General features: G+C 47.1%; 11 protein-coding genes. 2 read left to right on the top strand and 9 right to left on the bottom strand.

Going from position 1 to position 10772, the window contains the following annotated elements:
* The 8 genes from Q0C19_RS08290 to Q0C19_RS08255 form a co-directional block, all read right to left on the bottom strand.
* The coding region (locus tag Q0C19_RS08290; RefSeq protein ID WP_295055021.1) for an insulinase family protein at positions 1-734 on the bottom strand (734 nt) is incomplete at its 3' end.
* Between the two features lie 41 nt (positions 735-775).
* Entirely contained in the window at positions 776-1822 is a 1047-nt protein-coding gene (locus Q0C19_RS08285; RefSeq protein WP_295055020.1) for a dehypoxanthine futalosine cyclase, read from the bottom strand.
* 6 nt (positions 1823-1828) lie between these two features.
* The gene (gene nusB, locus Q0C19_RS08280; RefSeq protein WP_295055018.1) at positions 1829-2227 is read right to left on the bottom strand and encodes a transcription antitermination factor NusB; all 399 of its coding nucleotides are present in this window, start codon (positions 2225-2227) and stop codon (positions 1829-1831) included.
* Complete coding sequence (ribH, locus tag Q0C19_RS08275) at positions 2227-2697, bottom strand: 6,7-dimethyl-8-ribityllumazine synthase (RefSeq protein WP_295055016.1); 471 nt, start codon at positions 2695-2697, stop codon at positions 2227-2229. The genes nusB and ribH overlap by 1 nt, the downstream gene beginning before the upstream one ends.
* A 4-nt stretch (positions 2698-2701) precedes the next feature.
* Positions 2702-3502, bottom strand: coding sequence for a 3-deoxy-8-phosphooctulonate synthase (kdsA, locus tag Q0C19_RS08270; protein WP_295055014.1), 801 nt, complete (start codon positions 3500-3502; stop codon positions 2702-2704).
* Positions 3503-3549: 47 nt separating this feature from the next.
* A complete protein-coding gene (locus Q0C19_RS08265; RefSeq protein WP_295055012.1) occupies positions 3550-4779 on the bottom strand; it encodes an FAD-dependent oxidoreductase in 1230 nt (409 codons plus the stop codon).
* A 33-nt stretch (positions 4780-4812) separates the two neighbouring features.
* Complete coding sequence (locus tag Q0C19_RS08260) at positions 4813-5958, bottom strand: aminoacetone oxidase family FAD-binding enzyme (protein ID WP_295055010.1); 1146 nt, start codon at positions 5956-5958, stop codon at positions 4813-4815.
* The gene (locus Q0C19_RS08255) at positions 5959-6528 is read right to left on the bottom strand and encodes a hypothetical protein (protein WP_295055008.1); all 570 of its coding nucleotides are present in this window, start codon (positions 6526-6528) and stop codon (positions 5959-5961) included.
* 63 nt (positions 6529-6591) lie between these two features.
* On the opposite strand from Q0C19_RS08255, the gene rimO reads away from it, so the two are divergent.
* Entirely contained in the window at positions 6592-7908 is a 1317-nt protein-coding gene (gene rimO / locus Q0C19_RS08250; RefSeq protein ID WP_295055006.1) for a 30S ribosomal protein S12 methylthiotransferase RimO, read from the top strand.
* The gene (tilS, locus tag Q0C19_RS08245; protein WP_295055004.1) at positions 7901-8917 is read left to right on the top strand and encodes a tRNA lysidine(34) synthetase TilS; all 1017 of its coding nucleotides are present in this window, start codon (positions 7901-7903) and stop codon (positions 8915-8917) included. Before rimO ends, tilS begins: the two co-directional genes overlap by 8 nt.
* Here the strand turns inward: tilS and lon are convergent.
* On the bottom strand, positions 8871-10772 hold a 1902-nt coding region (gene lon / locus Q0C19_RS08240), incomplete at its 5' end, for an endopeptidase La (RefSeq protein ID WP_295055003.1). The genes tilS and lon overlap by 47 nt on opposite strands.

Raw genomic sequence — 10772 nt, 5'->3', positions numbered from 1 at the left:
TAGAGGTAAGCCTGTTCTGTTTGAGGACGCTTCAAGATCGATTCTTTCGGCGTATGGCGGGGCTCATAATGACGTTCGTTTCCGACTTTTCCCGCTTTCAAAATACTCAAGAGAGATTGTACTTTTGTCTTGGCATCAGCAAGAGAGATATCCCCTCCGACTACGATAAGCGCATTGGAGAGGAGAAGATGATTGTCGATGAATTTTTCGATATCGTTCAGCTTGATCGCTTTGATGCTCTCTTTGGTTCCGATATTGGGGACTGCCATCGGAGTTCCCTCGAACAGTACCGCTTTGAGCTCATCGGAGGCGACCGTATCAAAATCAGCCTCTTTGCGGGCGATATCGCTAAGAGCCATCGTTTTGACTTTATCCAATGATTTGGCGGTGAAGTTCGGTTCGCGTAACTGTTCGCTCAAAAGGGAAAGTCCGGTATCGAACTCCTCTTTAAGACTTCCGAGTTCAATCACGAAAGTCTCGTTTCCCGCATTGCTGCTTAGTTGAATCGCTCTTGCATCCAAAGCATCGGCAAAACCGACTGAACCTCGCTTTAGAGAACCTTCATTCAACATTTTGCCGCTGATGCGAGCCAGACCGAAATGTGCTCCCTCATCGATACTGCCGCTGTGGGTAAAAACGATCTGCATCGATACGATCGGAAGCCGCTTGTCTTCTTCGTAAATAAATGGGACTTTTACCCCGTGAACGTCAATAAAATCCAATGTGCTTGCCATAAGTGCTTGCCCTAATAGTAAAATCGCTAAAAATAAACGTGTCACTCAAACGTTTCCAAAATCTCATATGCCGTGTTGCGAATCGCCGGAGTTTCACCGATATCTCGGATCAAATGAACCATCTCATCTTTCGCCATCCGAAATCCTGCTCCGGCACTGCGGACTACGTTCTCTTCCATCATCGTCGATCCCAGATCGTTTGCCCCAAAGAGGAGTGCCATCTGACCGATGTACGGCCCTTGGGTTACCCATGAACTTTGGATATTGGGGAAATTATCCAAAAAGAGACGCGATACCGCTAACAAACGAAGATAACGGTTGGAGGATTGTTTCTCGATCTCGGGATACTCTTCCATCAACTGCGTGTTTTGCCCCTGAAATGACCACATAATGAAGGCTCTGAATCCGTGTGTTTCATCTTGAAGATCTCGGATCAGATTCCAATGTTCAATAATCTCTTCATCGGTTTCAACGGTACCGTACATCATCGTCGCTGTCGACATAATACCGAGCTTATGCGCTTCACGATGAACATCAAGCCATACCTGAGAGTCGATTTTTTTCGGAGCGATAATATCACGGACGCGGTCGCTTAAAATCTCGGCACCCGCACCGGGAATCGATGCAAGCCCTTTGGCATGAAGCCGTGAAAGGCACTCTTGGATAGAGATGTGAGAGACTTTGGCGATAAAGTCGAGTTCAATCGAAGAGAAGCCGTGAATCGTAATCGTCGGATATTTGGTATGGATATGTTCGACCAAATCCTCATACCACTCGATTTTGAGTTTCGGGTGAACGCCCCCTTGAAACAAAATCTGAGTTCCCCCTATTTCGAGCAGTTCATCGATCTTTTGATCGATCTCTTCAAACGTAAGGACATACGCATCGCCGTCTTTACCGTGACGGTAGAAAGCGCAAAATTTGCAATCCACCCAGCAGACATTGGTATAGTTGATATTACGATCGACAACAAACGTCGTAATACCCTCAGGATGAAGCTCTTTTTTGCGAGCCGTCGCCATTTTGCCCAACTCTTTGAGATCAGCATGAGCAATCAGTTCTAAGGCTTGTTCTTTAGTAAGGCGCATGATATATTATTTGTCTTTCGAAATTGCGTCCAAAACGCCGTTGATAAATTTGGGTGACTGTTCGCTTCCGAATGCCTTGGCCACTTCAATCGCTTCGTTGATAATAACCGCCGAATCGAGTTCACCGAACATTATCTCGTATCCGCCCAAGCGGAGTGTCGCCCGCTCAATCGATCCCAAACGGTCGAAATCCCAATCTTTGAGGTGTTTGATAATCGCTTCGTCTACCTCTGCCAAATGGTCCGTTACCCCTTTGAACAAATCAAGGGCGAAATCACGCTGTTTGTTACGGATCTTTTTCTCTTCGAGAATCTCATCGCTAAAATCAGAGATTGTCTGATTTCCTAAATCGTATGCGTACAATAAACTTACAACCGCCATGCGGGCTTGATGACGTGTCGCCATTATGCGCCGATCTCAGCGTACAGATCAAGCATCTCGATAACAACGGTCATCGCTTCAAACCCTTTGTTTCCTGCTTTGGTTCCGGCACGCTCAATCGCCTGCTCGATGGTATCGGTAGTCAGCAATCCGAATGAAACCGGCTTTTTATGTTTCAAACTCACCGTTGCGATCCCTTTGGTCGCTTCAGCCGAAACGTAATCAAAGTGAGGGGTTGAACCGCGAATCACGGCACCCAACGCACATACGGCATCGTATTTTCCGCTGCTTAAAAGCTGCTCGATCACCATCGGAAGTTCAAACGCTCCCGGTGCCAAAACGTGTGTCAATTCATCACTGTTTCCGCCGTGACGTGCATACGCATCTTTTGCCCCTTCAACCAGACGATCGACGATGAAATGGTTCCAGCGTGTACTGACGATAGCTACTTTTTTATCCGTGCGAACACGAAGTTGTCCTTCGATTAGTTTCATAAAATTAATTTCCTTTGACTGAATTGATTTTTAACAGCGTTTCGCTTAACGCTTCGAGTTGTTCTAATTTTAGCATATTCGGTCCGTCGCTCAAAGCGCAGATAGGATCAAAATGGGTTTCAAAGAAAAATCCGTCTACACCGACGGCTGCGGCGGCGCGTGCGAGATGAGGAACCATCGAGCTGTCCCCTCCCGTTTTACCAGTACCATTACCCGGCATCTGTACCGAGTGGGTCGCATCGAAAATGACAGGAGCGTATTCGCGCATAATCACGAGTGAGCGCATATCGACGACAAGATTGCCATACCCGAAGCTCGAACCCCGTTCACACAGTAAAACCCCGTGTTTTTGGGAAGCTTCGTAGCTCACCTCATCGCATCCGCGTGTTTTAAGTACTTTGGCCACCGAAAAGCGCATATCTGAGGGGGTCATAAACTGCCCTTTTTTGATATTGACGATTTTATCGGTTTTTGCCGCCGCCACAAGCAAGTCGGTCTGACGACATAAAAAAGCGGGGATTTGAAGCATATCGACGACTTCCGCCGCGATAGGAACTTGGTAGCTTTCATGGACATCGGTGACGATCTTGTAGCCGAAATCGTCCTTTACTTTTTGGAGTATTCGAAGCCCCTCTTCGATTCCCGGTCCGCGATAACTCTCCAGAGAGGTACGGTTGGCTTTATCAAAACTCGATTTAAAATAAAAATCAAAGCGCGGGTCATTTTGGTAACGTTCAAGGGACTTGGCAATTTTAAAAATCGACTCTTCGCTCTCGATGACACACGGTCCGGCTAAAAGTATCATTAGGATATTCCTCTGATGTTAATTGGTGTAATTGTACTGAGAAAAAATTAAAATCCTCTCCGACATTGACGTTTAGTTTCAGAGAGACGATCCATCCCTTTGGTACATTGACGGTGAAGAAGATACCGGTACCCTCTCATAATGGCCGTTTTAATCCAATATCCCAAAAGTCCGCTGACACGGATCCATCCCAACAATGAAATAGCGGCATATTTTCCCCCCAAAGCGACCATCATCCCCTCAATTTTTATCTTGGCTCGGCTCATTTGATGCCCTTCGATCAAAGCAAGAATATTTTTTGCCGCCAAGGTGCCGCTTTGCTCCGCAATCTGCGCGGTAGGAGGAAGCATCTTTCCATCTGAATCGCGAATCTCGGCAATATCACCGACCGCAAATACCTCCTCATGCATCGGAATGCGGAGATACTCATCCACAATAAGCTGCGATTTTTTGTTTTTGGGGAGATTCATCGTAGATGTCAATGTCGAAGCGATGATCCCTCCCGTAAAAATCATAAAATCAAAACAGACGATATCCGCATCATTCAATCTCAGAGTATGCTCTTCAACCGAGGTAATACGGGAATGGTTAATGATTTTCACCCCCAACTGTATAAGCCGCTGTGTCGCTTTCTCAATCAGGTAAGGTTCCATCCCTTCCAAAACATTTTCGTGAGGGATGATCAAAAAGATATGAATATTATCGCAGGTAAGGGTATTGTCTTGATGAAAAACGCGGATGTAATGAGCCATTTCCGCCGCGATCTCAACACCGCTGAGCCCGCCGCCGCCGATGACGACGTTAAACGGTTCAGAGCACCATCCCCCCTCACTCTCCATTCGAGCGTACAGACGCTGCTCAAACTGATGTTTAAAAGAGAGGGCGCTGGGGAGGGTTTTTACACCATGAGAATGTTCCCGCAATCCTGGGGTAGCACTCTCATACGCCGTACGGCTGCCGGTACACAAAAGGAGATAATCATACGGATGACATGAGTTTTGCCCACTTGCACATCGGTTCTCAAAATCGATTTCCCGTATCGTATCTTTGAGGAATGTTACATGCTCGCCGTAACTTAGAGACAATGCGACCAAATCGATCGTAACACGGGTCATCGAACACTCATTGGCAATAAGCTCATAGGCTTCGGTTTGAAGATAATGATACGGGTGCTGATCGATTAGAAGGATATCACACAGACCGCTTGAAGCCAGAGTTTGAAGCGCTTTTACCCCCGCATACCCTCCGCCGACGATAACGACACGCTGACGTTCCATAATCATCCCTTAGTAATGAACTATTAGTGAAGATTATACCCTAATCGCATTAGAACACATCACCGCCGAACTAAACGCCCACTGAAAATTATAGCCCCCAAGCTCACCCGTCACATCCACCGTCTCACCGATAAAATAGAGCCCTTTGATTTTCGTGCTTTCCATCGTTTCCGGATTGAGTTCATCGCACGCCACACCGCCCCGGCACGCTTCGGCTTTGGAGAGACCGAATGTTCCCGAGGGAGCCATAGCGTAGTTGCGAATGCGGACAACATTCTCCCATTCCTGCGCACTCAGACGGCTGCACGGCTTGTCCTCAACTCCGATTGCCTCTAAAAATGCTTTTATAAACCGTTTCGGAAGAGGTATTGCCGTACTCAGAATCTTCTTAGCGTTCCGAATAGTGTTGAGATCAAAATCAGGGAGGAAATCAATCACAATGTCTCCTTTGAACCAATAGAGCGATGCGGAGAGAACGACCAATCCGCTAATCCCTTTATGGGCAAACAGCAAATCTTCATCCAATATTTTCCCCGCCACAAGAATCCGAGCCGGAAAACTGATACCGCTAAGCTCTTTCATCCAGAACTCTCTAGGCTGCAGTGTCAACCCTACCAATGCAGGAGAAAAGGGAACCGTTTTAAGTCCCAAATTTTGAGCGATTTTCAAACCGATGTCACTGGCACCCAGTTCTTTGTAACTCGCCCCTCCGGTTGCCACGACAATTTTATCAGCGGTGAATTTTCCTTTATCCGTCGTAACAACAAAAACTTTTTGACTCTCCAGTGAGAGGATTTTATACCCTGTGAGAAGATCACATCCGCTCGCTTTTCCCATCAGAATGGAGATTACCTCATCGGAGCTTTTGGGACAAAAATAGTACCGCTCTTTTCGGATGACCGGACGCAATCCGCCGGCTTTGAAATACTCTAAAAGGGCTTTTTGAGAAAAACTCGAAAGTGCATTCGATACCAGTGTCTCATCTCCTAGAAAATGGGTTGGGTCCACTTCGACATTGGTGAGATTGCATTTGCCCCCTCCGCTCGCTTTGAGCTTCAAGGCAGGTCGGCTATTTCCCTCGATAATCGCGATGGAGAGAGAACTATGTTGACGCAGTTGGGCAGCACACATCAATCCGCTCGCCCCCCCTCCGAGGATAATAACATCGTAGTGTTTCATTTAACGCTTAATCAATCGAAGGGCCAGACCAAGGCTCAGAAGTGAGATGGCAATAATGTGCGCCGTCTCTAACGAACGGTATCCGAGCAAAAGATGGATAATCACAAGGACTACCCCTATGTAGAGAAATTTGTACCATGACTTCACCTGCGGAGCGATAGAGAGAAGTACCAATGCCCCCAACCCTACCGATAAAAAGAGATGGGTTATAAACAATTTTCCGATATATGAAATAGAAAAACCGTGTGATGCGATAAAAAGGAGAAAATGGAGCACTCCATAACCGAGAGCGAAACCGCCAAGCAGTTTTTTAAATTCAACCAAATCAAAACGAAAATACGTACGGAGCGGCTGAACCCAAAAGGCGAGGATAAGGAGCCACAAGGCACTGACTCCCGCTATTTTGGAAAGATAATAGAGTTTGTTTGCCACGACAGGAAGGTGATACGCAAAAGCATTCTCACTCCATACCACCAATTCATCAAACCATTCAATGCCCGATCCGTAGACAAAAAGAACCCCCATGCCGATCATGGGAAACAAAGCTAAAAGGACTATTAGATATTTCATATTGAAAGTGTATCAAATTCTCTCTTGGATATAATATGATCCTATTTTTTTCAAAGGGACAGAATGTCTAAAAAGCTTCATATCGTTTCACTCGGATGTACCAAAAATCTCGTTGATACCGAGGTGATGCTCGGACGGCTCAAAGATTTCGAGATGACCGATGCAAGCAGTGAAGCAGATGTTATTATTGTCAACACCTGCGGATTTATCGACGCGGCAAAACAAGAGTCGCTCAATACGATCTTTAACCTCGATGCGGATCGTAAAAAAGATTCTGTTTTGGTTATGGCAGGCTGTCTCTCAGAACGGTACAAAGAAGAGCTATCCAAAGAACTCAGCGAAGTGGACATCTTTACCGGTGTGGGTGATTACGACAAAATCGATGAGCTCCTTGCCGCCAAACAAAGCCGTTTTACCCCTGAGGTCTATCTGATCGACGGCGCAGAGCGTGTCGTAACGGGATCAACCTACCACGCCTATGTCAAACTCTCCGAGGGGTGCAATCAAGTGTGCAGTTTCTGCGCCATCCCCTCGTTTAAAGGGAAACTCCATTCGCGTGATTTAGAGAGTATCGCCCGCGAGGTCGAAGGGCTTGTTGCCAAAGGGTATTACGATTTCAGCTTCGTCTCCCAAGACTCAAGCTCCTATTTACGCGATCAAAATATCTCCGACGGACTTATCCACCTTATCAAACGGATCGAGCTGATCGATGGAGTCAAAAGTGCCCGCATTTTGTACCTTTATCCGTCCACAACAACACTCAAACTGATCAAAACCATCGGGGATTCAAAACTCTTCCATAACTATTTCGATATGCCGATTCAGCACATCAATGACGAGATGCTCCGTATCATGAAGCGGGGATTTGGAAAAGCCAAAACGTTAGAGCTTCTCAATGCAATGAAAGCCCTTCCGAATGCGTTCATCCGTACCAGTTTTATTGTAGGCCATCCGCAGGAAAGCGACGCAATGTTCGAAGAGATGGGGGAATTTGCCAGCTCTTTCGGCTTTGACCGTATCAATGTCTTTAGCTACTCCGATGAAGAGGGGACAAGCGCCTATACCATGGAAGAGAAAATTTCCTCCAAAACCATCAATGCCCGTGCGAAAAAACTTGGAAAAATCGCTTCCGATGTTGAAGCGGCAAGTCTGCAAAAACTTGTGGGAACCGAAATTCTTCTTGTCATTGACGGCGAGAGCGACGAACATGAGTTTCTTCTAAGCAGCAGAGCACTTAATTGGGCACCCGATGTAGACGGTGAAATCTATGTCAATGATCGCGAGATTGAAGGAGAGCTCAGTTTCGGAAAAATCTACCGTGCACGTATCACTGAACTCGCCGAAAAACGGCCTCTGGCAACCGTAACAGGCGATGTCTAAACTTCTCCATCTTGATCGTTTGCACGAGGGGAGAGTACTCCTCGCTTTCTCAGGAGGAGTCGACTCAACCGCCCTCTTCCACCTTCTTCTGGAACACAATATCACTTTTGATATTGCACACGTCAACTACCACACCCGAAACTCCAGTGACGCCGAAGAAAAAAGTGCCGAAGTGCTTGCACAGACCCATAGCCTTCAATGTTATGCCCACTCCTGCCGATTAGGGGGAGTCAATTTCGAGCACCGCGCTCGGGAAGAACGCTACCGTTTTTTCGGCTATTTGATGAAAAAGCACGGCTATCGCTATCTTCTCACCGCCCATCAGCTCAACGACCGGCTGGAATGGCTGATGATGCAGATATGCCGCGGATCGGGGCTTCCCGAGATGCTGGGAATCCGCTCCCACGATTCACGGGAGGGGATAGAGATTTTACGTCCCCTTTTGGAGTGGGATCGTGATTCTATCGAAGGGTATCTGCGCGAACATAAAATCCCTCATCACATCGATGAAAGCAACAGTGATGAGCGTTACACCCGTAACTTTTTCAGACATCGCTACAGTGCACCGATGATGCGTGATTATCAGGATGCCATTCGTCGAAGCTTCCGGTATCTGGAAGAGGACAACGAATCGCTGATTGAAACGATGGAGTTCGTATATGCCGATGAATTCGCTTATGCCCAGAATCCCTCCAATATCCGCTCATTGCTCTACGGAGTCGACCGTTTTTTCAAGTCTCAGGGAGTTCTCCTCAGCCAGCATGACAAAGTGGCGCTAAAGAGAGGCGGAGAGCATATTATCGGGAGACGATTTATCGTCTCCATTGAATCAGAGTATACGTTTATCGCTCCGTTTGAAAACAATGTCGTCATGGATAAAGGGTTTCGAGAAGAGTGCAGGAGATTAAAGATAGGGACAAAATTGCGGGGATACCTTTACGGTAGCCCCGAAGCGATGAAAATTATGCGTCAATTAAAAGGCGTTCCAACACCTCTTCGATCCGAGTAACACCGACGATTTCGATGGAAGCTTTCACTTCATCGGGGATATCGCTCAAATCACGATCAAAATTCTTCTGCGGAATAAGGGCAAGCTTCATCCCAGCTCGATGTGCCGCAATCAGCTTCTCTTTGAGCCCGCCGATAGGGAGAACATTTCCGGTTAAAGATACTTCACCCGTCATCGCGATATCGGCACGTACTTTTTTATTGGTCAGAATCGAGGCAATGACCGTAGACATGGCAATACCTGCACTCGGTCCGTCTTTAGGCGTTGCCCCATCCGGAACGTGGATATGCAAATCAAAACGTTTATAAACTTCACTTGCATCGAGAGGAATGTCACTCTCTCGCTCAGCAGGGGAGAGGGGAATAATAGAGTGATCAACGCTTATTTTCCCCTCGTCGATCAATGTCTTGACGACGGAGAGGGCGATACGAGCCGACTCTTTCATTACATCTCCCAAACTTCCGGTGAGCTGAAGCACCCCTTTGCCGTTGATGCGGATCGCTTCGATTTTGAGGACATCGCCGCCGACGGATGTCCACGCAAGACCGTTTACCACTCCGATTCGGTCAACATGGTCGGTTCGATCAATCTCGAATATTGTTTTTTCCAAGAAATCTTTGAGATTTTTAAGACTGACAGAGACTTTTTGGGTTGTCGGTTCTTCGAGAATCTTTTTCGCCGCTTTACGGACGATATCCGCCACACGGCGACGAAGATTACGAACACCCGCTTCTCGGGTGTGCTTTTCGATCACTTCCGACAGAGCCGTTTTCGAGATCGAAAGTTCACTCGGTTTTAGCCCGTGCTTTTTCAGCTCTTGCGGAATCAAATACTGCTTGGCAATCTGGAATTTTTCCTGCGGCGTGTATGAACTTACCGAAATAAACTCCATCCGATCGCGCAATGGTCCCGGAATCTGCCCTACATCGTTCGCCGTCGCGATAAAGATCGCTTTGGAAAGATCGAGGTTAAAGTTGAGATAATAATCCCGAAAATGGGTATTTTGTTCAGGATCGAGAATCTCGAGTAATACCGCCGTCGGATCGCCCCGATGCGATTTCGCCACTTTATCGATCTCATCAAGAACGATAACGGGATTCATCTTTTTCGCTTCGATCACCCCTTGCACGATTCGCCCCGGCATTGCACCGATATACGTACGGCGGTGTCCGCGCAATTCATTCACATCTTCCAGTCCACCCAATGCAATCCGCACCAACGGACGTTTAAGCGCTGTTGCAATGGAGTTGGCGAGCGACGTTTTACCGACGCCCGGAGGGCCCGCGAAACAGAGGATCGCACCGCGCCCCTCTTTATCAGCGATGCCGCGAAGCTCCAGCAACTCTTTTACCGAGAAATATTCCAAAATCCGCTCTTTCGGTTTTTTGAGTGAAAAGTGATCTTTGTTCAGCTGATTTTCGACGTCGTGAATGTTGAGCGCTTTTTTCGCTTCCTCTCCGTAGGGGATCTCAAGCACCCATTCAAGATAGGTCTGAATCATCCCCGCATCGGCACTGTCAGGGTGCATCCGTGCGAAGCGCTCCAACTGTTTGTTGATCTCTTTGTACGCATCGGGATGCATTTTCTCTTTTTTGGCTTCGAGTTTCTTTTTAAACTCTTCAATCTCTTCGTCGCGGTGGGTATCGGTTCCGAGCTCTTTTTGAATCTGTTTGAGCTGCTCTTTGAGGAAATACTCTTTGTTGACCTTCTCAATGCGGGAATGGACTTTCGAGCGGATCTCTTTTTGGAGTTTATTGGCTTCCGTCTCTTCGATCAGTTCATCGATCAGCATCAAAAAGCGCTTTTCAGGGTCACGCTCGATAAAGAGTTTATACGCATTCTCTTTTTTGATTTT

This window comes from Sulfuricurvum sp., assembly GCF_023250475.1.
In the GTDB taxonomy this organism is placed as follows: domain Bacteria; phylum Campylobacterota; class Campylobacteria; order Campylobacterales; family Sulfurimonadaceae; genus Sulfuricurvum.
This window is presented reverse-complemented; position numbering and strand designations above follow the sequence as displayed.

Bases quoted from the DNA above. Each gene is read 5' to 3' on its own strand.
- kdsA (WP_295055014.1), bottom strand. From the start codon at position 3,502: ATGATACTTTTAGCCGGACCGTGTGTCATCGAGAGCGAAGAGTCGATT.
- Q0C19_RS08265 (WP_295055012.1), bottom strand. From the start codon at position 4,779: ATGGAACGTCAGCGTGTCGTTATCGTCGGCGGAGGGTATGCGGGGGTA.
- nusB (WP_295055018.1), bottom strand. From the start codon at position 2,227: ATGGCGACACGTCATCAAGCCCGCATGGCGGTTGTAAGTTTATTGTAC.
- ribH (WP_295055016.1), bottom strand. From the start codon at position 2,697: ATGAAACTAATCGAAGGACAACTTCGTGTTCGCACGGATAAAAAAGTA.
- rimO (WP_295055006.1), top strand. From the start codon at position 6,592: ATGTCTAAAAAGCTTCATATCGTTTCACTCGGATGTACCAAAAATCTC.
- Q0C19_RS08255 (WP_295055008.1), bottom strand. From the start codon at position 6,528: ATGAAATATCTAATAGTCCTTTTAGCTTTGTTTCCCATGATCGGCATG.
- Q0C19_RS08260 (WP_295055010.1), bottom strand. From the start codon at position 5,958: ATGAAACACTACGATGTTATTATCCTCGGAGGGGGGGCGAGCGGATTG.
- Q0C19_RS08285 (WP_295055020.1), bottom strand. From the start codon at position 1,822: ATGCGCCTTACTAAAGAACAAGCCTTAGAACTGATTGCTCATGCTGAT.
- tilS (WP_295055004.1), top strand. From the start codon at position 7,901: ATGTCTAAACTTCTCCATCTTGATCGTTTGCACGAGGGGAGAGTACTC.